This window comes from Mesorhizobium sp. WSM4906, assembly GCF_029674625.1.
Taxonomy (GTDB): Bacteria; Pseudomonadota; Alphaproteobacteria; order Rhizobiales; family Rhizobiaceae; genus Mesorhizobium.
The window spans coordinates 5905211-5930674 of the sequence record NZ_CP121355.1; the positions used below are offsets into that span (position 1 = coordinate 5905211).

Consider the following 25464-nt stretch of genomic DNA (forward strand, 5'->3'; position numbering starts at 1 on the left):
GCCTACGGCCCTACTGCCTTACTCGCCTACTGCCTTACTCCCCTACTCCCCTACTCCCTTCCCCGTCTGTCCTCTGTGCCGCAGATAATGATCCGCGATCGCGCAGGCAACCATGGCCTCGCCGATCGGAACGGCGCGGATGCCGACGCACGGATCGTGGCGGCCCTTGGTCATCACCTCGACGTCCTTGCCGTCCTTGTCGATGGACTTGCGCGGGGTCAGGATCGATGAGGTCGGCTTGACGGCGAAGCGGGCGACGATCGCCTGGCCGGTCGAGATGCCGCCAAGGATGCCGCCGGCATTGTTGGACAAAAACACCGGCTTGCCATCATTGCCGATGCGCATCTCGTCGGCGTTCTGCTCGCCGGTGATGCGGGCGGCCTCGAAGCCGTTGCCGATCTCGACGCCCTTGACCGCGTTGATCGACATCAGGCCCGATGCGATGTCCTGATCGAGCTTGGCGTAGATCGGCGCGCCGAGGCCCGCCGGCACGCCCTCGGCGACGATCTCGATCACCGCGCCGACCGAGGATCCCGCCTTGCGGATGCCGTCGAGATAGGCGGCAAAGATCGAGACCGAGGCCGGATCGGGGGTGAAGAACGGGTTCTCGGCATCACTGACGAAATTCCAGTTCCAGTTGGCGCGGTCGATCGACTTTTCGCCCATCGAGACCAGCGCGCCGCGCACCACCATGCCCGGCACAACCTTGCGCGCCAGCGCGCCGGCCGCCACCCGCGCCGCTGTCTCGCGCGCCGAGGAACGGCCGCCGCCGCGATGGTCGCGCAGGCCGTATTTGACCTCATAGGTGTAGTCGGCATGGCCCGGCCGATACTGGCGGGCGATCTCGCCATAATCCTTGGAGCGCTGGTCGACATTCTCGATCAGCATCGACACCGGCGTGCCGGTGGTGATCATGGTCTGGCCGTCCTCGTCGAGGATGAAGCCTGAGAGGATCTTCACCTCGTCCGGCTCGCGGCGCTGGGTGACGAAACGCGACTGGCCGGGGCGGCGACGGTCGAGCTCGGCCTGGATATCCTCGCGCTTGAAGCGGATGCCGGGCGGGCAGCCGTCCACAACGCAGCCGAGCGCGGCGCCATGGCTTTCACCCCAGGTGGTGACGCGGAACAGATGGCCGAATGTGTTGTGCGACATGGAAAACGCCCTGCCCGGCGGCGGAGCCCGGTTCGCCGGTTCAAGGCTGCCTTCTATTGGCGTTTTCCACAGCGGTCAAACGGTGATCGGATGCATCAATCTGTGATCTGGCCGATTTAGTTTTGACACATTCGGTTGGTTTCTGCTCTCTTCCATCCGCCGTTGAGGATCCGCCGTTGCTCATGCCGGCGCAATGACCAAAAGAGGACGACGATGCGTACCCTGATTGGCGCCGTTGGCACCATGCTCATGATTTCCACCGCCGCATTCGCCGGCCAGACCGAGGGCCTGATCAAGAAAGTCGACAAGGACACGCTGACCCTGACGCTCGACGACGGAAAGTCCTACAAGCTCAACGCCGAGACCGACCTCGACGCATTGAAGCCCGGCATGGACATCGTCATTGCCTACGACGTGACCAACGGCGAGAATGTCGTGACGGATATGCAGCTGCCTGACAGCGATCAGAATTAGCTTTCTGGAGCGTCCGTGTTTCGTCATTCTAGGGCGAAGCGAGGAGCGTAGCGACGCGCGCAGACCCTAGAATCCATGCCGTAACGTCTGAGCGCCGCTACGGTGTAGAACGACCTCAGTTCTGCACGGTTTTTAATGGTCGGCTAAGGTCACGGCATGGATCCTTGGGTCTTCGCTCCGCTTCGCGTCGCTACGCCCAAGGATGACGACTTCACGGGCTTCGTCCGCCCTCTTGCGGGCTTCGAGGCTGCCTCACAACCACTCCAGGCTCCGGCCCTGCAGCCGGAGCAGACGATCCTGCGGGATCTCCAGGCTGGCCGCTTCCTTCTTGGACATGCCTTCGACGAAGCGGAACAGGCAGCGCATCACCCCGCCATGGGTGACGCAGACAGTCCGCTGCTCAAGCGCGTCGAACCACGGCTTGACCCGTTCAAGCAGCATCTCATAGCTTTCCGCGCCTTGGCCCGGCGGCTGGTAATCCCATTTGGCGGCGCGGCGGCCTTGCGTCGATCCGGGATGCCGGGCCTCGAGCTCGGCGAAAGTAAAACCCTGCCAGTCGCCGAAACTCAATTCCACCAGACGCGGGTCCGTCCGGTAAGCGAGCGGGTCGAGCCCCATCGCCGCGCGCATCAGTTCCATCGTTTCGCATGTGCGCCGCAGCGGACTGGCGACAAAGTCGAAACCCTCACCCTTGCCGATCATCGCGGCCAGGCGCCGGCCGTTGCCAGTCGCCTGCTGGCGGCCAAGCTCATTGATGTCGGTGTCGGCCTGGCCCTGCAGGCGACGCTGGGTGTTCCACTCAGTCTGGCCATGGCGCGCGATGTAGACGAGCGGATACATCAGGTCTTCCGGAGGTCGGGGCAGGGCCTGGGCGGAGGGTATGCGAGAGGATTCAGTCCTTGACGGTCGAGATATCCGGCGCGTCGACCGCCTTCATGCCGACGACGTGGTAGCCCGAATCGACGTGATGGACCTCTCCGGTCACGCCGCGCGACAGGTCCGACAGGAAATAGACGCCGGAATCGCCGACCTCTTCCTGCGTCACCGTCTGCTTCAGCGGCGCATTGTACTCGTTCCACTTGAGAATGTAGCGGAAATCGCCGATGCCGGAGGCGGCGAGCGTCTTGATCGGGCCGGCCGAGATCGCGTTGACGCGGATCTTCTTGGCGCCGAGGTCGACGGCGAGATAGCGGACGCTTGCTTCGAGCGCCGCCTTGGCGACGCCCATGACGTTGTAATGCGGCATCACCTTCTCGGCGCCGTAATAGGTCAGGGTCAGCAGCGAGCCGCCTTCCGCCATCAGCGGCTCGGCGCGCTTGGCGATGGTGGTGAAGGAGAATACCGAAATGTCCATGGTGCGCAGGAAATTGTCGCGCGTCGTCTCGACATAGCGGCCGGTGAGCTCGTCCTTGTCCGAGAAGGCGATCGCATGGACGAGGAAGTCGAGCTTGCCCCAGTGCTTGGCGATGTCGGCAAAGACGGCATCGAGGCTTTCCGGGTCGGTCACGTCGCAATGACCGGCGACATGCGCGTTGAGTTCCGCCGCCAGCGGCTCGACGCGCTTCTTGAACGCCTCGCCCTGATAGGTCAGCGCGATCTCGGCACCGTGATCGACGCAAGCCTTGGCGATGCCGAAAGCGATCGACCGATTGTTCGCGACGCCGAGAATAAGGCCTCGCTTACCGGCCATCAGGCCCTGTCCACCCGCCATGTGCACGTTCTCCGCAAGAGATGTCAGCTTTTGTGGAGCCCTATCGCACAGGCACACAGCCCCTTCAAGCGCCGAAAACGGACTGGCTCGAGGAGAAAACCGCCTCGATCAGCCTTTTCGGTTGCGCATCAGGGCTTCGAGATCGGCATCTCCGCCCTCCGGCAGCATCAGCCGCACATGCGCATAAAGGTCGCCGTGGCCACCGGCTTTTTCCGGCAAACCCCTGCCCTTCAGGCGCAATACCTTGTCCGAGCTCGACCATGCCGGAACGTTGACCGCGAGTTTGCCGGTCGGCGTCTCGACCGCCACCTTGGCGCCGAGCACCGCGTCGGCCAGATCGACTGGCAGGTCGACATGCAGGTCGCGGCCCTCGATGCGATAGCGCGGATGGCGGCGGATGTGGATCTTGACCAGCGCGTCGCCCGGCTGCCCGGGCCCTTGCTCGCCCTGGCCTTTGAGGCGGATGGTCTGGCCTTCCTCGACGTAAGTCGGAAGCTTGACCGCCATCTTGCGCCCGTCGGGGAACATCGCCGTCACCTTCTCGGCGGTGGCGGCCTCCTCGACGGTGATGTCCAGCGTGACGTTCAGGTCAGCCGCCTGAACCGGCTGGCGACGGTCGCCACGGCCAGCACCGCGCGCGCCCGAAAAGGCATCGCCGAAGATCTGGCTGAAAATGTCGCTGTTGCCGTCGAACGGATCGCCGCCCGGACGGCCGGTGCGGAATTCGAAATGCGCGCCGCCGGGACCCTGCTGGCGACGGAACCCGGCGAACGGATCGCCACCGCCGGCCGCGCCCTCGAAGCCCTGGAACCTCGGCTTGCCGTCGGCGTCGATCTCACCGCGATCGTAAGCGGCGCGCGTCTTCTCGTCGCCGACGATCTCGTAGGCCTGGTTGGCGGCGGCAAAACGCTCCTTCGCCTTCGGATCATTCGGATTCTGGTCCGGATGATGCTGCTTGGCGAGCTTGCGGTACGCCGATTTTATTTCCTTGGCCGATGCGTTCCTGGCAACGCCCAGCACCTCATAGGGGTCGCGCATGCTTCCTGCCTGTAAGAGAAGATGAATCCACGGTGCCTCCTATATGCGCTCGGATAGGAAGAAATTCCAGTAGCGCAAGAGGGATCGGCTGGCGAAAATCAGAGCACCCCCAAACCGGATCAGAGCGCCTTGAACTCCTGCATGCGCCAGCCGCCGGCGCCGGCCATGCAGAGCTCGCCTTTGTACAGGGCGACGCCGTCGAAACTCTCCCGCGTGACGGTGAAGCGGCGGCAGTTGAGGCCGCCATCCTTGAGCTCCACCAGTTCGGTGATCGCGCCGCGCGAACCGGTGCCGGCATTGGCCCATGGCACGGCCTGGCCGCCGAGCTCCTGGATGTCGGCGGAGGAGACCGCATTGCCGATCGTGGTCTGGTCCGAATCATTGTCGCTGGTTGCCGGCTGGGCAGGCGCGGAAGGGGCGCTGGAGGTGATGATCGAGCGGTCGACCTCGGCCTTCTCGAGGCTGAAGCCGCCGGCGCCACAGGCCGTAAGTGGAAGCGCCAATATCAGCAGCGCAGCCTTGGCACTGGCCGAAGCAATAACGCTCCATTGCCCGCTGTCAAAAGCTTGCGCGATACGCGACAATCGGCGAACTCCTCCCGCAACGTTAAAAATTTGGAAAACTATGAACGAAACCGAGTTAACAAGCAGTGACTTCACCGATGCGGCGGAGCCGTTCCGGCTTTTTGCCACATGGCTGGAAGACGCCACCAAAAGCGAGATCAACGACCCCAACGGCGTTGCGCTGGCGACCGTCGATGCCAACGGCATGCCGGATGTGCGGATGGTGCTGCTCAAGGGGTTCGACGAAAAGGGATTTGTCTTCTACACGAATTTCGAGAGCGCCAAGGGCCGCGAGATTCTCGGCAACATGAAGGCGGCGATGTGCTTCCACTGGAAATCGCTGCGCCGTCAGGTGCGCGTGCGTGGGCCGGTGGAGATCGTCAGCGACGCCGAGGCCGACGCCTATTATGCGACGCGGCCGCGCGGCAGCCGCATCGGCGCCTGGGCCTCCAAGCAGTCGCGGCCGCTGGAAAGCCGATTCGCGCTGGAAAAGGCCGTGGCCGAATACACGGCGCGCTACGCGATCGGCGACATCCCCAGGCCGAAACACTGGTCCGGCTTCCGCATCCTGCCGCAGACGATCGAGTTCTGGCACGACCGTCCGTTCCGGCTGCATGACCGTGTCGTCTTTTCGCGCAATGCCCAGGGCGGCTGGGACAAGACCAGGCTTTATCCCTGAGGTTGTGAGGATGGCGCTCGCAGCTGCCTTGGCCGCAAAAAGGAGAGACGCATGAGCCTGTTCTTGGCCTTTCTCGGTGTCTCGTTCATCGTGCTTGCCACGCCTGGACCCGACACCGCCATCACCATTCGCAACACGCTGCTTGGCGGGCGCATGGCGGGCGTGTTCACCGCGCTCGGCATCTCCAGCGGCCAGACGATCTGGGCGTTGGCCACCAGCGCAGGCATCGTCGCGCTGCTCGTGGCATCGGAGCCGCTGTTTCTTGCCGTCAAATATGCGGGCGCCGCCTATCTCGTCTATCTCGGCTTCAAGGCGCTGCAGGAAGCGCTGCGGCCGTCCCATGGGCAGGGAATGGCGACCGTCGCCAGGCCGGCGCGGCGGCTGACGGCGGCAAGCGCCTATCGCCAGGGGCTGATCAGCGATCTCGGCAATCCGAAAATGGCGGTGTTCTTCGCGAGCCTGCTGCCGCAGTTCGTGCCGCCCGGCGGAGAAAGTTTTTCGGCGTTGCTCGGCCTCGGCACGGTCTTCGCCGTCATGACCTTCACCTGGCTCGCGCTCTACGCGACCGTGGTCGCCAAAGCAGGGGATTTCCTGCGCCGCCCGTCGATCCGCCGCGCCATCGAGGGCGTGACCGGGATGGTGCTGATTGGCCTCGGCATCCGTATCGCGACCGAACATCGGTAAGCAGATTTCTACCCTGCCGGCGTTCGACCCACCCGGCCCAGCGCGACCTATTTCTTGCGGGTCATGAAAGCCGTCAGCGCGGCGCGCGCCTCGTCCGACGTCAACCGCTCGCGGAAATGCTCGCTTTCGATCTCGATGCGGGCGACGAGTTCCTCGCGGGAGCCGCGCATCAGGTCGCGGGCGATCTTCAGCGCCTGCGGCGGCTTGGCGGCAATCTCGGCTGCCGCGGCCAGCACCGCGCCCTCGAGCGCGTCTTCCGCGACCACGTCGTAGATCAAGCCGGCGGCCTTGGCGCGCTCGGCCGAAAAGCCTTCGCCGAGACCGAGCAGCGCGAAGGCGCCCTGCCGGCCGAGGATCCGCGGCGCGAGCAGGCTGGAACCCGCCTCCGGCACCAGGCCGAGATCGACGAAGGGCGTGCGGAAGAGCGTGCGCGGCGTGGCGAAGGTCAGGTCGCAATGCAGGTTGAGCGTGGTGCCGATGCCTACGGCGATGCCGTCGACGCCCGACACCATCGGCTTCTCCGTCTTGGCCAGCGCCATCAGGAAATCCCATACCTCGTTGCCGCCCTCCCCGCCCGTGGCGATCACCAGGAAGTCGGCAAGATCGTTGCCGGAGGAAAAGGCGCCGGGCACGCCGAGGAAGACGTGCACGCGAACCGCCGGATCGGCGTCGCCCTCGAGCAGGGCAGCCGACATCTTCGCGTACATGGCGCGCGTCAGCGCGTTCTTCTTGTCCGGCCGGTTCATGCGGATGATCTGCACGGCGCCCCGGCGCTCGATGAGGATATGGTCGGTCACGGTCGGTCCTTTGAATGTCGGAATGCTCAAGCGGAGATCAGCGCCTGGGCGGCTGCAGCAAGGCTCTCGGCGCCGTCGACGACGCGCTCCTTCAGTGCGCGCGTTTCGCCGAGCAGGTTTTCGGCGAAGAAACGGCAGAGCGCGATGCGGCCGCGGTCGGCCAGCCCACCTTGTGCCAGATAGGCGCCGCCGGCGGCGAGCGAGATCAGCCGCAGATAGGGCGTGGCGCCGGCCATGGCGGCATCGGCCCTGCCGTCGTCCATCAGTTTTTGCAGAAAGCGCGTCGCCTCGTCGAGATCGGCAAGCGCGCGGTCGAGATTGTCTGCGGTGTGGCCGAAGCCCGCAATGTTGGACGTGCGCACGCCATCGGCCACCGCTTTCAACTCGCCGATGTAGCGATGCACATGCTCGCCACCGCCGAGCGGCAGTTTTCGCGAGACGAGGTCGATCGCCTGGATGCCGTTGGTGCCTTCGTAGATCGGCGCGATGCGGGCGTCGCGATAAAGCGCTGCCGCGCCGGTCTCCTCGATGAAGCCCATGCCGCCATGCACCTGCAGCCCAAGCGAAGCGACCTCGACGCCGACATCGGTCGAAAAGGCTTTGGCTAGCGGCGTCAAAAGGTTGGCGCGGTCGCGCCAATTGGCGGCGGCCTCGCCTTCGCTGACGCGCGCGCGGTCGATGGCGTGCGCGCAGGAATAGCTGATGGCGCGCGCGATCTGGGTCAGCGCCCGCATGGTCAAGAGATTGCGCTGCACGTCCGGGTGATGGACGATCGGGGCCATGCCGGATCCGGAATAGTCCGACGCCCTGCCCTGGCGGCGCTCATTGGCATAGGCGATTGCCTTCTGCGTCGCGGTCTCGGCAACGGCCACGCCCTGCATGCCGACGGCAAGGCGGGCATTGTTCATCATCGTGAACATGCAGGCGAGACCCTTGTTCTCCTCGCCGATCAGCCAGCCGATGGCGCCTGGCGTCGTGCCCTGAAAACCGTCGCCGTAAATCATGGTGCAGGTCGGCGAGGCATGGATGCCGAGCTTGTGCTCGAGGCCGGAACAGAAGACGTCGTTGCGGGCGCCGAGCGAGCCGTCGTCATCGACCAGGAATTTCGGCACCAGGAACAGAGAGATGCCGCGCGTGCCGGCGGGTGCGTCGGGCAGCCTGGCCAGCACCAGATGCACGATGTTGTCGGTGAAATCGTGCTCGCCATAGGTGATGAAAATCTTCTGGCCGAAGATGCGGTAGGTACCGTCGCCGGCGGGCTCGGCACGCGTGCGCAGCGCCGCGAGGTCGGAACCCGCCTGCGGCTCTGTCAGGTTCATCGTGCCCATCCACTCGCCGGAGACGAGCTTGGCAAGATATTTTGCCTTCAGCGTTTCGGATGCATGCTTGTCCAGCGCCTCGGCCGCGCCCATGGTGAGCGTCGGGCCGATGCCGAAGGCCATGGCGGCCGAATTCCACATTTCGAGCGCGGCTACGGCGAGCATGGTGGGCAGGCCCTGGCCGCCGAATTCCTCCGGCCCCGACAGCGCGTTCCAGCCGCCGTCGATCCAACGCCGGTAAAGCTCCTTCCAGCCGGGCGGCGTGGTGACCGCGGCGTCCTTGAGCACCGCGCCATGCTCGTCGCCGATCTTGTAGAGCGGCGCGACTTCCTCGCTGGCGAAACGGCCGGCCTCGGCCAGGATCGCGTCGACCAGGTCTTCGCCGAGATCGCCGAAGGTGCCGGCATCCAGCGCAGGCTTCAGCCCGGCCACATGCTTCAGCGTGAAGGCGATATCCTCGACCGGTGCGCGATACATGTCTGCTGCTCCTCCTCCATTCCGGCCGGTCGATCGTACGACTCCAGCCGCAGCTAAACCATCCGCCTTTGGGTTGGCAGCCCGTCTCCTTTTTACGTAAACGTCAAACTTTGTCACGCGGATTTTGCAAGCGTAGACTTCGTCATCCACGGGCGGAGCGGGAGCGCAGCGGACGCGTAGACCCGAGGATCCATTCCGTGACCTCGCGCGAGGGGCTCGGCGGAGCGGAATTCTGGACCATGGAAGCGCCTCAACATCACGGAATGGATTCTATGGTCTTCGCGCGTCGCTTCGCTCCTTGCTCCGCCATAGAATGACGAAATCGCGAAGGCCATGGCCAACTTTCTAGGCTGCAATACCGCTCAAAATTTCTACGACGAATTGCACTCGGCTGGTATGATCCGCCGATTGCAGACCAAAGCGAACCGGAACTCCATGCTTGCCAGACCTGACGCCTATCGCTGCACCGAATGCGGCCTCCCGTACCGGGCCACGGGCTTCTGGTATCATGAGGGCAAGATGGAGCATGGACCGGCCTACTGGACGGACCGCGGCGTATTGTGCTCGCCGCAATGCTCGCTGGCGCATCACAAGAAGCGCGCCGCCGAAGGCACGCTGCCGCGGGAGCCGGCGCCCGATCCGTTCGAGATCCAGTCGCTGTTCCGGCGCTGAGCGCCCCGTCGGCTTTGAAAGCACTTCCTTAACCATAGCGGTTCAGGATCATCCTCTGGTCAGTGGGGACACCCTGATTGAAAAAGCCGGCGCGCCCTCTTCGCCGCCTGGCGCTTCTCGCGGCTGCGATGGTGCTGGGCACGGCGGCAAAGGCCTCGGATTTCTCCGAGCCCTGGAAGAATGCCGACCGCGCGCTGGTCATCGACGCCTACGAATACAATTCCATCGACTGGGCCGAGCTTGCCACCGACAAGCGCATCGTCGGCTTCATCAACAAGGCCTCCGACGGGCTGCCGCCGCCCTATTTCTGCTTCGGCGGCGAGACCGACGTCAAACTCTGCAAGGCGTTGTGGAAGCGCTACGCCGTGACGCGCGAGCTCTTCCAGACGCGCAAGGTGGTGGCCAAGGCACTCGGCCTGAAATGGGGAGCCTATCATCTCGCCCGTCCCGGCAATCCGGTCGAGCAGGCCAACAATTTCGTCGATTTCGCCGAGCCGGCGCCGGACGACCTCATTGCCCTCGACATCGAAGGCATCGATCCGACGCAATGGATGTCGCTCGGGGACGCGGAAGAATTCGTGCGCCAGGTGCATCGCCGCCTCGGCCGCTTCCCGGTGCTCTACTCGAACGGCAGGACCGCCCAGTATATCGCCGACAACCGTTATACCTACCGGCTGCTGTCCAGGTTGCCGCTCTGGTACGCGCGCTACAAGCCGGACATCGACGTGCATTTCCCGATGGGCAACTGGCAAGGCTACGCGCTCTGGCAGTTCTCGGCGAAGGCCAATTGCGGCCGCTTCAGCTGCCCCTATCGCGTGCCGGGCACGCCCAACGACATCGATGTCAACGTCGCGCCGATGAAAGCCGATGAATTGCGCCAGCAGTGGGCCTTCGGCGGGCTGATCGACGTGCCGCCCGATTACCTTGCCTCGATCCCGGTGCCGATACCGCGCGAAGCGGGCCTCGCAGGCAAGGTTACCATCACCTACGCCGATGTGGCGACGCCGCCGAGCTTCGAGGAACTGGTGGCGGTGCTTGGCGCGCGCTGGGAGAAATTCCGCGGGTTCCGCATGCCGGTGGTGAAGACCGTGCCGCAGCGCCCGAGCTTCGGCATCGTCCAATATGTCGCCTGGATGCGGGCCGCTCGGCGCACGCCTGAACAGCTCGACGCCGCCTTCGCCGCAGCCGACCCGGTCAACACCGCATCGACGGCGCTCGACCACCGCAGGCAGTAGTCAGCGATGATTGCCCAGGCTGGCATACATGCCGGTGGTGCGGAACTGCGTCGGCGTGATGCCGTAGCAGCGGCGAAAGACTTTGGAGAAGTAATTCGCATCCTCGAAGCCGCACAGCACGGCGACCTCCTTGACCGGCAGGAAATCCGCTTTGGTCAGCAGTTTGGCGGCGCGCTGCAGCCTTTGCTGCAGGACGAATTCGGCGGGCGGCAATCCTTCGCTCTCGGCGAAGCAACGCGAGAAATGGGCGCGGCTGAGGCCGCTGATCCCGACCAGCTCCGCCACCGGCAGCGGCTTGTCGAGATTGGCGTTGATGTGATCGATCACCGGCTGCATCGCGCTCTGCTTCTCGGCGAAGGAGTGCGAGCCGAAGACATCGTCATAGAGCGCCATCGCCGCCTCATAGGCGATCGCCGACGCCGCGCCCGGCGAGGCGGCGCCCTTGATGAGGCGCAGGCTGCAATCGGCGAGGTGATCGACAGTCGCCGGCTGCAGCCGGAGGACGGGGCCTGAGACGCTGAGGATCGATTTGTGGATGCGCAGCGCCTCCTCGCCGTTCATCGAGATCCAGAAATATTCCCAGCGGTCGCCTCTGGCCAGCCAGTAGCGATGGTTGTGCGGCACCAGCACCAGCAGCGTGTCGTTCGCCTGCAGTCGGTAGTTGCGGCTCTCGTAGCGCAGCTGCCCGGTGCCGCTGATCGTATGCTGGAGCACCGTGAACGGGGTCTGGCCGCGCTTGCGCCCGTCCCAATCGTAGGTCTCGTCCTCGCGCACCTCGTAGCCGGTGCTGGTCGGCATGGCATGCAGGCGCTGGCGTCCGCGCGGCAGCGAGATCGTCCGCATCAACTTCCCATTCGCGATCAGGTCCTGCAGCACAAAATTACCCTCGAAAGCATAATCCTTCTCTGGCCGCGCCTTCGAATAAGCGCATAATCCGGCTCCTCAAGAACGGGAAAGACCCGCAGTCGAGGAGCGGGCGGGAGGAGAAAGAGCCGGATTTCCGGCTCGAAATGGCGAGCACGCATGCTGGCGTGCGGCCATGTCCTCCCTTGCTGCTCCTTGCCTAGCATTCGATTGGATCGAGGTGAAGGTGATGAGCTTCAAAATCGCTATTATCGGCGCCGGCAGCGTCGGATTCACCAAGAAGCTGTTCACCGACATTCTGTGCGTGCCCGAATTCAAGGACATCGAGTTCGCGCTGACCGACATCAGCGAGCATAATCTCGGGATGATCAAGGCGATCCTCGACCGGATCGTCGAGGCGAACAAACTGCCGACCAAGGTGACGGCGACGACCGACCGCCGCAAAGCGCTGGAGGGCGCGCGCTACGTCATCAGCTGCGTGCGCGTCGGCGGCCTCGAGGCCTATGCCGACGACATCCGCATTCCGCTGAAATATGGTATCGACCAATGCGTCGGCGACACGATCTGCGCCGGCGGCATCCTCTATGGCCAGCGCAACATCCCGGTGATCCTCGATTTCTGCAAGGACATCCGCGAGGTCGCCGACACCGGTGCCAAGTTCCTCAACTACGCCAATCCGATGGCGATGAACACCTGGGCCGCGATCGAATACGGCAAGGTCGACACGGTTGGTCTCTGCCATGGCGTGCAGCACGGCGCCGCGCAGATCGCCGAGGTCCTCGGCGCGAGATCGCCGGGGGAACTCGACTATGTCTGCTCCGGCATCAACCACCAGACCTGGTTCATCGAACTGCGGCTGAACGGCCGGCCGATCGGCAAGGACGAGCTGATCGCCGCCTTCGAGGCGCATCCGGTCTATTCGAAACAGGAAAAGCTGCGCATCGACGTGTTGAAGCGCTTCGGCGTTTATTCGACCGAAAGCAACGGCCATCTGTCGGAATATCTGCCCTGGTACCGCAAGCGCCCCGACGAGATCACGCGCTGGATCGACATGTCGGACTGGATCCACGGCGAGACCGGTGGCTACCTTCGCTACTCGACCGAGACCCGCAACTGGTTCGAGACGGAATATCCGCAGTTCCTCGAAGCGGCGTCGAAGCCGATAGACCCGGCCAAACGTTCCAACGAGCACGCCAGCCACATTCTGGAGGCGCTGGAGACCAACCGCGTCTATCGCGGCCACTTCAACGTCAAGAACAACGGCGTGATCGCCAACCTGCCGCAGGACGCCATCATCGAATCGCCCGGCTTCGTCGACCGCTTCGGCATCAACATGGCCGCCGGCATCACGCTGCCCGAAGCCTGCGCCGCCACCTGCATGGCTTCGATCAACGTCCAGCGCATGTCGGTGCATGCGGCGATCGCCGGCGACATCGACCTACTGAAGCTCGCGGTGCTGCACGACCCGCTGGTCGGCGCGGTGTCGACGCCGGAGGAGGTCTGGCAGATGGTCGACGAGATGGTCGTCGCCGAAGCCGCCTGGCTGCCGCAATACGCGCATGCCGTTCCGGCGGCGAAGGAGCGGCTTGCGAAATCGAAGGTCAAGACCCGCGAATGGGCGGGTGCGGCGCGGCGAAGCGTGCGCTCGATCGAGGAACTGCGCGCCGAAAAGGCGGCGCTGAAACAGGCCGGCTGAAACTCGGCGCGAGGCCGGACGCGCAGGAGGCACGTCCGACCGCTTCAGCCGTCCCGAAACAAGAGGCGGGCAGCAACAGACGTCCAAACAACTGGGAGGAGACAATGAGGACCTTACGCAGAATTGGCATTGCCGCCGGACTGACGCTCGGCGTTTCGGTTCCGGCGCTCAACGCGTTCGCATCCGAGCCGACGATCCCGCCGGAGCCGGCGACGTTCCCGGCCGAGGGCAAGATCCACTATGTGGCGCGCGACTCCATCCTGGAGTTCAAGGCGCTGCCCGAATATCACGAGCCCGACTGGGTGACGGAGAAATACGTCAAGACCGGCAAGCTGCCGCCGGTCAAGGACAGGCTGCCCAAGGAGCCGCTGGTGTTCAAGACCGCCAACATGCCGGACGGCATCGGCGTCTATGGCGACACGATGCGGCATGTCATCGGCGGCAGGCCGGAAGGCTGGAACTACGGCGCCGGCCAGACGCAAGGCTGGGGCGGCATCGACATCGGCCTCTCCGAATGCCTGACGCGCACGGCGCCGCTGTTCCAGGTCGAAGCGAAGGACACCGAGCCGCTGCCGAACCTCGCCAGGAGCTGGGAGTGGTCGAAGGACGGCCACAACCTCACCATGCATCTGATCGAGGGCGCCAAATGGTCGGACGGGGTGCCCTTCAACGCCGACGACGTCATGTTCTACTGGGACGACGAGGTCGTCGACCCGAACGTTTCGCCGTTGAACGGCGCGACGCCGGAAACCTTCGGCGTTGGCACGACGCTCAAGAAGATCGACGACTACACCGTCGAATGGACCTTCAAGGAAGCGTTCCCGAAGCAGTATCTCTATGCGATGGCCTACGGCACCTTCTGCCCAGGTCCCGCGCACATATTGAAGCCGCAGCACCCGAAATATTCGAAGAACACCTACGACCAGTTCAAGAACGCCTTCCCGCCGGAGTTCATGAACATGCCGGTGATGGGCGCCTGGGTGCCGGTCGAATACCGGCCGGACGACATCATCGTCATGCGGCGCAATCCCTACTATTGGAAAGTCGACGAGAAGGGCAACCAGCTGCCCTATCTCAACGAGCTGCAATACAAGCTCTCGACCTGGGCCGACCGTGACGTACAGGCGGTGGCAGGCTCCGGCGACTTCTCCAACCTCGAGCAGCCGGAAAACTTCGTCGCCTCGCTGAAGCGCGCCGCCGAGAAGAACGCGCCGGCGCGGCTCGCCTTCGGTCCGCGCCTCATCGGCTACAATCTGCGCTTCAACTTCTCCGCCAATGGCTGGGGCAATCCGGACGAGCGCGGCCAGGCGCTGCGCGAGCTCAACCGCAACGAGGATTTCCGCAAGGCCGTCACCATGGCGCTCAACCGCAAGGCGCTGGGCGACTCGCTGGTCAAGGGGCCGTTCACCGCCATCTATCCGGGCGGCTTCTCGTCCGGCACCAGCTTCTATGACCGCAAGTCGACCGTCTACTATCCGTTCGACCTCGAAGGCGCCAAGGCCGAGCTCGCCAAGGCCGGCCTGAAGGATACCGACGGCGACGGCTTCGTGAACTTCCCGGCCGGCACTGCCGGCGGCAAGAATGTCGAGATCGTGATGCTGGTCAACAACGACTACACCACCGACAAGAGCCTTGCCGAAGGCGTCGTCGCGCAGATGGAGAAGCTGGGCCTGAGGATCGTGCTCAACGGGGTCAACGGCACCCAGCGCGACGCCGCCGAATATTCCGGCCGCTTCGACTGGCTGATCCGGCGCAACGACACCGAGCTCACTTCCGTGGTGCAGAACACCGAGCAGCTCGCCCCTGTCGGTCCGAAGACCAGCTGGAACCACCGCGCGCCGGAAAGCGGCGAGGTCGACCTGATGCCCTTCGAGAAGGACCTTGTCGACATCGTCAACAAATTCGTCTCGACGCAGGACAACGACCAACGCGCCAGCCTGATGAAAGACTTCCAGAAGATCTCGACCGAGCATGTCTACAATGTCGGCCTGACCGAATATCCGGGCGCGTTGATCATCAACAAGCGCTTCTCGAACATTCCGCAGGGAACGCCGATCTTCATGTTCAACTGGGCCGAAGATTCGATCGTCCGCGAACGCGTCTTCGTCGCGGCCGACAAGCAGGCCAAGTATGAGCTCTTTCCCCAGGAACTTCCGGGCAAGCCTGGAGAGAAGGGACCGATGGATTAAGCTTTACCTCCCAGACGAAGACAGTCCGGCCGCGTTGCGGCGCGGCCGGACAAACGGAACCTCCGAACGCACCCCGAGGGAGCGACCGGCCCAGAAGAAGGAAGCGGACCGTCCATGCTGCGATTCCTGCTCATGCGCATAGCGTCGGCGATTCCTGTCCTCGCCATCTTGAGCCTCGTCACCTTCGCCATCATCCAGGCACCGCCCGGCGACTATGCCGACTACATCAAATCGCAGCTCATCAACCAGGGCGGGGCCTCCTACGCCGAGGCGGACGCGCAGGCCCAGGCCTACCGGAAAGAACACGGCCTCGATAAGCCGCTGCCCATCCAGTATCTCAACTGGATCGGCGGCATCGTCACCCGCGGCGATTTCGGCTACAGCCTCTATTACAACAAGCCGGTCGCCGATGTGGTGGGCGAGCGCCTGCCGCGCACGCTGCTCCTGGCGCTGGTCTGCCATCTGCTCGCGTCGGTGCTGGGCATCAGCTTCGGCATATGGGCGGCGACCCGGCAGTATTCCTGGATCGATTCGACACTCTCGGCCATCTCCTTCCTCGGCATGACGGTGCCGCGCTTCCTGATGGCGCTGATCATCGTCTATCTCTTGGTCTTCCAGTTCAACGTGTCGGAGATCGGCTCGTTCTTCTCGCCGCAATATGGCGGCGCACCATGGTCGTGGGCGAAGTTCGTCGACCTCGTCAAGCATGTCTGGCCGGTTGTGGCGATCGCTACCTTCGGCGGGCTCGCCTACAACATGCGCGTCATGCGCGGCAATCTGCTCGACACGCTCAACGCGCAATATGTCGAGACGGCGAAAGCCAAGGGATTGACCGGCGGCGCCGTCGTCATGCGCCACGCGGTGCCCAATGCGCTGCATCCCTTGGTCATGTATCAGGGGGTGGTGCTGCCCTACATGCTGACCGGAGAGATCGAGACGGCGATCATCTTCGCGCTGCCCACCGTCGGGCCGGCGATCGTCGGCTCTATGGCGGTGGGCGACGTCTATGTGACGGCGACCTTCATGATGGTGCTGTCGGCGACGCTGATCGTCGGCAACATCATCGCCGACATGCTGCTCGCGCTGCTCGACCCGCGAGTGCGCCAGTTCGGGGAGCACTGAGATGCTGGCGCGCGACCCTTCACCCCCGCCACCGCCGGCCGAAGGCGCCGTCAGCCAGCCCGCGCATGGCCCCGCGCGTGGCAATGAGAGCTACATCGCGCTGGTCTGGCGCCGGCTGAGGCGCTCCTGGACCGGCATGGCCGGACTTTGCCTGGTCGTGCTCCTGCTGCTGATGGCGGTCTTCGCCGAATTCCTGGCGCCTTTGGACCCGAAGGCCACCGATATCGCCTTCGCGCCGCCGCAGGTGGCTAGCTTCCACGACAAGGACGGCAATTTCGTCGCGCGGCCGAGAATCTATGCGCTGGCCGAGTCGGCCGATCTCGACCCCGTCACCTTCCAGCCGATCGTCGGGCCGGACTACGACCATCCGCGACTGCTCGGCTTCTTCGTCGAAGGCGCACCCTACAAGCTCCTCGGCCTGATCCCGGCGAACCGGCACTTCTTCGGCTCGATGGACGGCCAGCCGGTGCATTTCCTCGGCACCGACAAGTTCGGCCGCGATGTGCTGTCGCGCGCCATCCACGGTTCGCGCGTCTCGCTGATGATCGCGCTCACCGTCGTCTTCATCGTTACCGTGATCGGCACCACCGTCGGCATGGTCTCCGGCTATTTCGGCGGCAAGTTCGACGTCTGGATGCAGCGCTTCGTCGAACTGGTGCTCGCCTTTCCGCAGCTGCCGCTCTATCTCGCGCTGACCACGCTGATCCCGGTCACCGCGCCGACCAATGTCTTCCTCGCCTTCGTCATCGTCGTGATGTCGGCGCTGGGCTGGGCGCAGATGTCGCGCGAGGTGCGCGGCAAGACGCTGGCGCTGGCGCGCATCGACTATGTGCGCGCCGCCATGGCGGTCGGCGCCACCGACCGGCGCATCATCATGCAGCACATCTTTCCCAATGTGATGAGCCATGTGATCGTCGCCGTGACGCTGGCGATCCCGACGGTGGTGCTTCTGGAATCCTTCCTCGGCTTCCTCGGCTTCGCGGTGAAGCCGCCGCTGATCTCGTGGGGACTGATGCTGCAGGACACCGCGGCCTATTCGGTCATCGGCACCTACCCCTGGATCCTGTCGCCGGTCGGCTTCGTGCTGATCACCGTCTTTGCCTTCAACGCGCTGGGCGACGGCCTGCGCGATGCCGTCGATCCCTATTGAGGTGCAGAGATGACGACGATCGCGTTTGCCGAATCCTTCGCACCCGCCGTCCGGCTTGACCATGGTGGGCGCCATGACCAGCCCGTCATCGACGCCCGCAACATCGAGGTTGCCTTCAAGGTCGAACACGGCATCGTCGACGCGGTCAAGGACGTCTCGTTCCAGCTCTATCGCGGCGAGACGATCGCGATCGTCGGTGAATCCGGCTCCGGCAAGTCGGTGACGGCGCGCACCGTCATGGGCTTGCTGTCGCGGCGGGCGACTGTGTCATCGCGGTCGAGCATCGAATATCTCGGGCAAAACATCCTGAAATTCCCGGAGCGCGCCCGGCGCAAGCTGCGCGGCAACCGCATCTCGATGATCTTCCAGGAGCCTATGAGCTCGCTCAATCCGATCTATACGGTCGGCAGCCAGATCGTCGAAGCGATCAGGGTGCATCGCAAGGTGAACCGCAGGGAGGCCTGGGCGCGGGCGCTCGAGCTTCTCAAGCATGTGCAGATCCCCGAGCCCGAGGCGCGGCTCAAACAATATCCGCATCAGCTTTCCGGCGGCCAGCGGCAACGCGTGATGATCGCCATGGCTTTGGCCAACGATCCCGACGTGCTGATCGCCGACGAGCCTACCACCGCGCTCGATGTCACGGTGCAGGCGCAGATCCTGAACCTGATCCGCAACCTGCAGAAAGAGCTGCGGATGGCGGTGATCCTGATCACCCATGACCTCACCGTGGTGCGCAAGTTCTCCGACTACGTCTATGTCATGCAGCATGGCGAGATGCGCGAGCACAACGTCACCGAACGGCTTTTCGCCGACCCGCAGCATCCTTACACGAAGCGGCTGCTTGCCTCCGAGCCGCACGGACGGCCGAAGCCGCTGCCCGATAAATCCGGCACCATTCTCGACGCCGACGGCGTGCGCGTCTGCTTCACGCTGCGCCACGGCACGTTTCTCAAGCCCGACTGGCGCGAGCTGGTCGCGGTCGACGACCTCGGCCTCAAGCTCTGCCGCCATGAAACCCTTGGGCTGGTCGGCGAATCCGGATCCGGCAAGACCACTTTCGGCCAGGCGCTGCTTCGGCTGCTGGACGCCAAGCGCGGCGAGATTCGCTTCGACGGCCAGCCGATCCAGAACCTGTCGCGCGCCGAGATGCGGCCGCTGCGTTCGCGCATGCAGATCGTCTTCCAGGATCCGTTCTCCTCGCTCAATCCGCGCATGACGATCGGCCAGATCATCGAGGAAGGGCTGGTCGTCAACAGGATCGGTGGGACGCGGCGCGAGCGGGTCGAACGGGTGCGCGAGGCGCTGGTCAGCGCCGGCATGCCCGGCGATATCCTGTCGCGCTTTCCGCACGAATTCTCCGGCGGCCAGCGGCAGCGCATCGCCATCGCGCGCGCCATTGCGTTGGAGCCCGAATTCATCCTGCTCGACGAGCCGACATCGGCGCTCGACCTCTCGGTGCAAGCGCAGATCATCGACCTTTTGCGCAAGCTGCAGGACGAGCGCGGCCTGAGCTACCTCTTCATCTCGCACGACCTCAAGGTGGTGCGGGCGCTGTGCCATCGTGTCATCGTCATGCAGCACGGCAAGATCGTCGAACATGGGCCCATCGACGAGGTCCTCACCAATCCCAAGACCGCCTACACCGAACGGCTCGTCAGGGCCGCTTTCGACGTGGCGTGAGCATATGCCGGAGGTTCATAGTGGCTAGAAATCCCAAGATCACCTTCATCGGCGCCGGCTCGACGGTGTTCATGAAGAACATCGTCGGCGACGTACTGCAGCGGCCGGCGCTTTCGGGCGCGACGATCGCGCTGATGGACATCAATCCGCAGCGGCTGGAAGAAAGCGCCGTCGTCGTCAACAAGCTGATCGCGACGCTCGGCGTGAAGGCGAAGGCCGAAACCTATTCCGACCAACGCAAGGCGCTTGCCGGCGCCGACTTCGTCGTCGTCGCCTTCCAGATCGGCGGCTATGAGCCCTGCACAGTCACCGACTTCGAAGTGCCGAAGAAATACGGCCTGCGCCAGACGATCGCCGACACGCTAGGCGTCGGCGGCGTCATGCGCGGCTTGAGGACCGTGCCGCATCTGTGGAAGATCTGCGAGGACATGCTGGCGGTCTGCCCGGAGGCGATCATGCTGCAATATGTCAACCCGATGGCGATCAACACCTGGGCGATCGCGGAGAAGTACCCTCAGATCAAGCAGGTTGGGCTCTGCCATTCGGTGCAGGGCACGGCGATGGAACTCGCGCACGATCTCGACCTCCCCTACGAGGAGATCCGCTACCGCGCAGCCGGCATCAACCATATGGCCTTCTATCTCAAGTTCGAGCACCGCCAGCCGGACGGCTCCTATCGCGATCTCTATCCCGACCTGGTGCGGGCCTATCGCGAAGGCCGCGCGCCGAAGCCGGGTTGGAACCCGCGCTGCCCGAACAAGGTGCGCTACGAGATGCTGACCCGGCTCGGCTATTTCGTCACCGAAAGCTCGGAGCATTTCGCCGAGTACACGCCCTATTTCATCAAGGACGGCCGCCCCGACCTGATCGAGAAATACGGCATTCCGCTGGATGAATATCCCAAGCGCTGCATCGAGCAGATCGAGCGCTGGAAAGGCCAGGCGGAGGCCTACCGCTCAGCGGACCGGATCGAGGTCGAGCAATCGAAGGAATACGCCTCCTCGATCATGAACTCGGTCTGGACCGGCGAGCCATCGGTGATCTACGGCAATGTCCGCAACAATGGCTGCATCACCTCGCTGCCTTTCGACTGCGCTGCCGAGGTGCCGTGCCTTGTCGATGCTTCCGGCATCCAGCCGACCTATATCGGCGAGCTGCCGCCGCAGCTGACGGCGCTGATCCGCACCAACATCAATGTGCAGGAGCTGACCGTGCGGGCGCTGATGAGCGAGAACCGCGACCACATCTACCATGCAGCGATGATGGATCCGCACACCGCGGCCGAGCTCGACCTCGACCAGATCTGGTCACTGGTCGACGATCTGATCGCCGCCCACGGCAACTGGCTGCCGGCCTGGGCACGCAAGGGCGGCAGGAGCAAAGCTGCCTGATCACTTTTGTTTTGAGCAATTCCGGACGGAAAACGTTACGGAATTGCTCAGGCGCCAGCCTTCTCGCGTTCGACCGCGCGCCAGCCGATGTCGTGGCGGTAAAAGCCCTGCGGCCAGTCAATTTGGTCGATCGCCATGTAGGCCTTAGCCTGCGCTTCGCCGACGGTCTTGCCGAGCGCCGTGACGTTGAGCACGCGGCCGCCGTTGGCGACCAGCGCGCCGCCATTGATGGCGGTGCCGGCGTGGAAGATCTCGGCGCCGTCGCTCGCGGCCTCGTCGAGACCGCGGATGACCGAGCCCTTTTCCGGCGTGCCGGGATAGCCCCTCGCCGCCATCACCACGGTCAGCGCCGCCTCGTCGCTCCAGCGCGCCGACATATGCGCGAGCTGGCCGTCGACGGCGGCGTTGAGCAGGACGAGCAGGTCGTCCTTCAGGCGCATCATCAGCACCTGGCATTCGGGATCGCCGAAGCGGGTGTTGTATTCGATCAGCTTTGGCCCGCTGTCCGTGATCATCAGGCCGGCGAATAGGATGCCGGCGAAGGGCGAGCCGAGATTGGCCATGCCGCGCATGGTCGGCTCGATGATCTCGCGCGTGGTGCGCTCGGTCATTTCGGGCGTCATCACCGGGGCCGGCGAATAGGCGCCCATGCCGCCGGTGTTCGGGCCGGTATCGCCGTCGCCGACGCGCTTGTGGTCCTGCGCGGTGCCGAAGGGCAGCGCGGTGGCGCCGTCGCAGAGGCAGAAGAAGCTCGCTTCCTCGCCGGTCAGATATTCCTCGACGACGACCTCGGTACCTGCGGCGCCAAAAGCACCCTCGAAACAGGCCTCGAGCGCGGCCAAGGCCTCCTCCTGCGTCATGGCGATGGTGACGCCCTTGCCGGCGGCAAGCCCGTCGGCCTTGATGACGATCGGCGCGCCGGTCTTCTCGACATAGGCCTTGGCCGAGGCGAGGTCGCCGAAGCGGCCATAGGCTGCCGTCGGGATGTTGAACTTGGCGCAAAGATCCTTGGTGAAACCCTTCGAGCCTTCGAGCCGCGCCGCGGCCTTGGACGGACCGAAGACGCGGATGCCCCAGGCGCGCAGGTCGTCGGCGATGCCGGCGACCAGTGGCGCTTCCGGGCCGACCACGACGAGGTCGATCTTTTTCTCCTGGCAGAAGGCGGCGACCGCGGAATGGTCGGCGATGTCCAGCTTGACCAGGTCCGCAAGGCGGCCGATGCCGGGATTGCCGGGCGAGGCATAGAGCCTTGTGAGCAGCGGCGACGCGGCGATCTTCCAGGCAAGCGCGTGCTCGCGGCCGCCCGAACCGAGAAGAAGAACGTTCATGGCCACCTCTTGCTGCCGATCGTCTCTGCCCTGAACCCGCTATTGGTCCAAGGGCGACGGGTCAAGGCGTCTTGGCGTTTTGGCGGCAATTGCGCACGGGAACATGGCCCTCATCGAGACGTGACGAGGCCGGCCCGTGCCCGACAGCGATCCGGCCGATCAGCCCTTGGAGAACGACTCAGCTCTGGAAGATGATCGGGAACCAGTTCTCGCGCAATTTCTGGCCGGGCTTCATGTCGTGGCCCGGATAGGGCGGCGAAGTGCGGCCCGGCCGCTCGACATAGTGCGCATCGTCGCCGACCCAGCGCAACGACAGCGCCCTGCGTCGGGCCGAGGTCATGTTGCCGCGCGCGCCATGGGCGGTGCGGAAATCGAACAGGATGGCGTCGCCGGGCTCCATCTCCCATTCGAGCACCTTCATCGACGGGTCGTTGTCGGGATCGGGTACCGGCAGGTAATCGCCCTCGCCGGCATAGAAATTTGCGTCGTTCAGCCAGCGCACCGGCAGGACCATCTTTTCCCATTTGTGCGAGCCGGCGATCAGCCTGAGCGTCGCCTCCTTCACCGGATCGATCGGGATCCAGAAGCTCACCGTCTGGCTGCCGTCGACAAAATAGTAGGGAATGTCCTGGTGCCAGGGCGTCGGCTTCTGAGTGCCGGGCTCCTTGACCAGGACGTGATCGTGGAAGAACTGCGCGCTGCGTGACTGCATGACCGCCGCCGCAAGCTCTGCCGCCGGCGATTCGCGCACGATCCTGACGAATTCCGGGATGCGCTCCCAGTTGCAGTAATCGTCGAAGAAGCTGCCCTTGCCCCCGGCGATGTCGGACGCTGTAGCGCTGCGGTTTTGCATGTTGCGCTCGATGCCGTCGGCAATGACATCGACCCAATCCTTGAAGGCGCCGCGGATGCAGACCGCGCCATCGCGCTGATAGTCGGCAATCGTCGCGGCATCGATCTTTGCGGTGGCCATGGGCAATCTCCTTATCGGGCAGACCGACTATCGCAAGAGCGCCACATCGCGTAAAATAATAACTTGTCATCTCGCTTATAGTTTTTGTCTATGAAACCAACGCTTGTGCAATTGCGCTACGTCATTGCCGTGGCCCGCTATGGCAGCGTGACCGCCGCGGCCGCGGCGCTCAATGTTTCTCAGCCTTCGATTTCGGTCGCGATCGACAATGTCGAGGAAGCGCTCGGCCAAAAACTCTTCGTGCGTCAGCGCGGGAGCGGCGTGGCGCTAACCTCCTTTGGCCGCCAGGCCGTCGCCAAGGCAAGGCAGGTGCTGGCCGAGGCGGACGAGTTGGCCGCGCTCGGATCGCGCGAGGCCGATGTCGGCGGCGAGCTGGCGCTCGGCTGTTTCGAGGATCTGGCGCCCTATTTCGCGCCGGCGCTGATGCGCTCCTTTGCGGAGCGCTGCCCGGCAGTCACGGTCGTGATCCGCGACGAAACCTTCGAGACGCTGGGGCGGCGTCTGGCCGACAGCGCGATCGATCTCGGCCTGACCTACGATCTCGGCCTGCCGGCGCATTTCAAGCGCGTGCTTCTGCATGAGCTTCGGCCACACGCGCTGCTGCCGGCCGGCCATGTGCTGGCCGACAAGCGTGCCGTCAGCCTGGCGGAGTTGGCCGTGCATCCGCTGATCACCACCGAGCAGCCGCACAGCTGGCAGCACATGCTCGACCTCTTCCTCAGCCGCGGCCTGTCGCCCGCCGCCCAGTCGTCGACAAGCTCGTTCGAGCTGCAGCGCAGCATGGTGGCCAACGGCTTCGGCGTGGCGGTGAGCTACACCAGGCCGCGTGGCGACAGGAGCTATGACGGCCTGCCGCTGGTCTGCAAGCCGATTTCCGACCCGCTTCCCATGCAGCGCATCATCCTCGCCCACGACACGCGCCTGCGCCTACCGAAGGCGGCGCTCGCCTTCATCGAGACGGCGAAAGCGTGGTTCGCCGGTCACGATGTTTTCACCGGCTGAGCGACAACGCGGCCGCTTGACGGCGCCAGCCGCTGCTGCCACTCCAGCGCAATGGAAACCATTCAGTCGAAAGCCGCCCAGGGCCGCGTCGCGGACGCGCCGAGCGGCCATTGGGTGTACCGGGTGCTGCCGCGCTGGCTGTGGCCCTATGCGCAACTCGCGCGCTGGGACCGGCCGATCGGCTGGCAATTGCTGCTCTGGCCCTGCTGGTGGTCGGCGGCCCTTGCGGCCAGCGCCTATCCGCGCCCGACGGACCCGCTGCTGACGCTGTTGCCGGCGCCCTGGTACCTGTTGCTGTTCTTTGTCGGCGCCGTCGCCATGCGCGGCGCCGGCTGCACCTATAACGACATCGTCGACGAGGACATCGACAACCAGGTCGAGCGCACGCGCTCGCGGCCGCTGCCGGCCGGCAAGGTGACAAAGCGCCAGGCATGGGCGTTCCTGATCATCCAGGCACTGGTAGGGCTCGCGGTGCTGCTTCAATTCAACAGCTTCGCCATTCCGCTCGGCATCGCCTCGCTGGCCATCGTCGCCGTCTATCCGTTCATGAAGCGCATCACCAACTGGCCGCAATTCGTGCTGGGGCTGGCCTTCTCCTGGGGCGCCTTGATGGGGTGGGCGGTCGAATTCGGCGATCTCGATGGGCCGGCCATCATGCTCTATATCGGCTCGATCCTGTGGGTGATCGGCTACGACACGATCTACGCGCATCAGGACAAGGAAGACGACGCAATCGTCGGCGTGCGCTCGACGGCGCGGCTGTTCGGCGACAACACCAAGATGTGGCTGGTGGGGCTCTACGGCGGCACCCTCGTCTGCTTCGCCATCGCCTTTGCTTCGGCACAGGTGCCAATGCCGGCTCTGGCCGGGCTGATCGCGGCCGGCGCGCATATGGCGCGCCAGATCGTCCGGCTCGACATCAACGATCCGGACCAGTGCCTGAAGCTGTTCAAGTCGAACAACCAGGTCGGCTGGCTGATCTTCCTGGGGCTGATCGGCGGCGCGCTGTGGGTGGCGCTGAAGCCGCTGGTGTAGTCTTCCTTCTCCCCGTTCTACGGGGAGAAGGTGGCGGCAGCCGGATGAGGGGCAGCGCCAACCTTGAAGGTTAGATGAAATACGCAGCGGCGCTGTCGCGAGTGATCGGGTTTTTGAGGTAGCCAACACCCAGGTCTGCGCCGCCCCTCATCGCCCTGCCGGGCACTTCTCCCCGTATAGTGACGGGGAGAAGAAGGCTGTCGCCGGCGGTTTCGCCAATCGCCAGCGCGACA

The 25464-nt window shown here is 64.5% G+C and carries 23 protein-coding genes; 13 read left to right on the plus strand and 10 right to left on the minus strand.

Annotated features, from left to right (window positions below; translation table 11 throughout):
- Window positions 1–42: 42 nt before the first annotated feature.
- Window positions 43–1152, minus strand: coding sequence for a chorismate synthase (gene aroC / locus QAZ22_RS28685; protein WP_278204288.1), 1110 nt, complete (start codon window positions 1150–1152; stop codon window positions 43–45).
- Window positions 1153–1365: 213 nt separating this feature from the next.
- Between aroC and QAZ22_RS28690 the strand changes: the two genes are divergently transcribed.
- Window positions 1366–1626 carry a DUF1344 domain-containing protein gene (locus tag QAZ22_RS28690; protein ID WP_278204289.1) on the plus strand — a complete coding sequence of 87 codons (261 nt, stop codon included), beginning with the start codon at window positions 1366–1368 and terminating at the stop codon, window positions 1624–1626.
- A gap of 252 nt (window positions 1627–1878) precedes the next feature.
- Here the strand turns inward: QAZ22_RS28690 and QAZ22_RS28695 are convergent, their stop codons facing one another.
- From QAZ22_RS28695 to QAZ22_RS28710, 4 genes are all read right to left on the minus strand, one after another.
- The gene (locus QAZ22_RS28695) at window positions 1879–2466 is read right to left on the minus strand and encodes a histidine phosphatase family protein (RefSeq protein WP_278204290.1); all 588 of its coding nucleotides are present in this window, start codon (window positions 2464–2466) and stop codon (window positions 1879–1881) included.
- Window positions 2467–2518: 52 nt separating this feature from the next.
- Complete coding sequence (gene fabI, locus QAZ22_RS28700; RefSeq protein ID WP_278073325.1) at window positions 2519–3337, minus strand: enoyl-ACP reductase FabI; 819 nt, start codon at window positions 3335–3337, stop codon at window positions 2519–2521.
- Between the two features lie 108 nt (window positions 3338–3445).
- Window positions 3446–4375, minus strand: coding sequence for a J domain-containing protein (locus QAZ22_RS28705; RefSeq protein WP_278204291.1), 930 nt, complete (start codon window positions 4373–4375; stop codon window positions 3446–3448).
- A gap of 119 nt (window positions 4376–4494) precedes the next feature.
- On the minus strand, window positions 4495–4959 hold the full coding sequence (locus QAZ22_RS28710) for an RT0821/Lpp0805 family surface protein (protein ID WP_278204292.1): 465 nt from the start codon (window positions 4957–4959) through the stop codon (window positions 4495–4497).
- Between the two features lie 40 nt (window positions 4960–4999).
- On the opposite strand from QAZ22_RS28710, the gene pdxH reads away from it, so the two are divergent.
- Window positions 5000–5617: a pyridoxamine 5'-phosphate oxidase gene (gene pdxH, locus QAZ22_RS28715; protein ID WP_278204293.1), complete on the plus strand. Its 618-nt coding sequence runs from the start codon at window positions 5000–5002 to the stop codon at window positions 5615–5617.
- A 51-nt stretch (window positions 5618–5668) separates the two neighbouring features.
- Window positions 5669–6301, plus strand: coding sequence for a LysE family translocator (locus QAZ22_RS28720; protein ID WP_278204294.1), 633 nt, complete (start codon window positions 5669–5671; stop codon window positions 6299–6301).
- Between the two features lie 47 nt (window positions 6302–6348).
- Here QAZ22_RS28720 and QAZ22_RS28725 read toward each other — a convergent pair whose 3' ends face one another.
- Together QAZ22_RS28725 and QAZ22_RS28730 are read right to left on the minus strand one after the other, a co-directional pair.
- Complete coding sequence (locus tag QAZ22_RS28725) at window positions 6349–7098, minus strand: crotonase/enoyl-CoA hydratase family protein (RefSeq protein WP_278204295.1); 750 nt, start codon at window positions 7096–7098, stop codon at window positions 6349–6351.
- Window positions 7099–7124: 26 nt separating this feature from the next.
- Window positions 7125–8894, minus strand: coding sequence for an acyl-CoA dehydrogenase family protein (locus QAZ22_RS28730; protein ID WP_278204296.1), 1770 nt, complete (start codon window positions 8892–8894; stop codon window positions 7125–7127).
- 435 nt (window positions 8895–9329) lie between these two features.
- Here QAZ22_RS28730 and QAZ22_RS28735 point away from each other — a divergent pair, with 435 nt between their 5' ends.
- Entirely contained in the window at window positions 9330–9566 is a 237-nt protein-coding gene (locus QAZ22_RS28735) for a hypothetical protein (protein ID WP_278204297.1), read from the plus strand.
- A gap of 128 nt (window positions 9567–9694) precedes the next feature.
- A complete protein-coding gene (locus tag QAZ22_RS28740; RefSeq protein WP_278207975.1) occupies window positions 9695–10801 on the plus strand; it encodes a glycoside hydrolase family 25 protein in 1107 nt (368 codons plus the stop codon).
- Here the strand turns inward: QAZ22_RS28740 and QAZ22_RS28745 are convergent, their stop codons facing one another.
- Window positions 10802–11644, minus strand: coding sequence for an AraC family transcriptional regulator (locus QAZ22_RS28745; protein WP_278204298.1), 843 nt, complete (start codon window positions 11642–11644; stop codon window positions 10802–10804). It abuts the gene before it with no gap.
- A 250-nt stretch (window positions 11645–11894) separates the two neighbouring features.
- Between QAZ22_RS28745 and QAZ22_RS28750 the strand changes: the two genes are divergently transcribed.
- From QAZ22_RS28750 to QAZ22_RS28775, 6 genes are all read left to right on the plus strand, one after another.
- A complete protein-coding gene (locus tag QAZ22_RS28750; RefSeq protein WP_278204299.1) occupies window positions 11895–13361 on the plus strand; it encodes an alpha-glucosidase/alpha-galactosidase in 1467 nt (488 codons plus the stop codon).
- A gap of 104 nt (window positions 13362–13465) precedes the next feature.
- A complete protein-coding gene (locus tag QAZ22_RS28755; protein ID WP_278204300.1) occupies window positions 13466–15550 on the plus strand; it encodes an ABC transporter substrate-binding protein in 2085 nt (694 codons plus the stop codon).
- 114 nt (window positions 15551–15664) lie between these two features.
- Window positions 15665–16672: an ABC transporter permease gene (locus tag QAZ22_RS28760; RefSeq protein ID WP_278204301.1), complete on the plus strand. Its 1008-nt coding sequence runs from the start codon at window positions 15665–15667 to the stop codon at window positions 16670–16672.
- Window position 16673: 1 nt separating this feature from the next.
- Window positions 16674–17822, plus strand: coding sequence for an ABC transporter permease (locus QAZ22_RS28765; protein ID WP_278204302.1), 1149 nt, complete (start codon window positions 16674–16676; stop codon window positions 17820–17822).
- Between the two features lie 9 nt (window positions 17823–17831).
- The gene (locus QAZ22_RS28770; RefSeq protein ID WP_278204303.1) at window positions 17832–19502 is read left to right on the plus strand and encodes an ABC transporter ATP-binding protein; all 1671 of its coding nucleotides are present in this window, start codon (window positions 17832–17834) and stop codon (window positions 19500–19502) included.
- 20 nt (window positions 19503–19522) lie between these two features.
- Complete coding sequence (locus tag QAZ22_RS28775) at window positions 19523–20893, plus strand: alpha-glucosidase/alpha-galactosidase (RefSeq protein ID WP_278204304.1); 1371 nt, start codon at window positions 19523–19525, stop codon at window positions 20891–20893.
- Between the two features lie 47 nt (window positions 20894–20940).
- Here QAZ22_RS28775 and purD read toward each other — a convergent pair whose 3' ends face one another.
- Both purD and QAZ22_RS28785 read right to left on the minus strand, forming a co-directional pair.
- On the minus strand, window positions 20941–22221 hold the full coding sequence (purD, locus tag QAZ22_RS28780; protein WP_278204305.1) for a phosphoribosylamine--glycine ligase: 1281 nt from the start codon (window positions 22219–22221) through the stop codon (window positions 20941–20943).
- A 178-nt stretch (window positions 22222–22399) separates the two neighbouring features.
- A complete protein-coding gene (locus tag QAZ22_RS28785) occupies window positions 22400–23194 on the minus strand; it encodes a phytanoyl-CoA dioxygenase family protein (protein ID WP_278204306.1) in 795 nt (264 codons plus the stop codon).
- 90 nt (window positions 23195–23284) lie between these two features.
- Here QAZ22_RS28785 and QAZ22_RS28790 point away from each other — a divergent pair, with 90 nt between their 5' ends.
- Window positions 23285–24196 (plus strand): LysR family transcriptional regulator, encoded by a 912-nt coding sequence (locus tag QAZ22_RS28790; protein WP_278204307.1) that lies wholly within the window; start codon window positions 23285–23287, stop codon window positions 24194–24196.
- Window positions 24197–24247: 51 nt separating this feature from the next.
- On the plus strand, window positions 24248–25231 hold the full coding sequence (gene ubiA / locus QAZ22_RS28795; RefSeq protein ID WP_278204308.1) for a 4-hydroxybenzoate octaprenyltransferase: 984 nt from the start codon (window positions 24248–24250) through the stop codon (window positions 25229–25231).
- The last annotated feature ends 233 nt before the right edge of the window (window positions 25232–25464 follow it).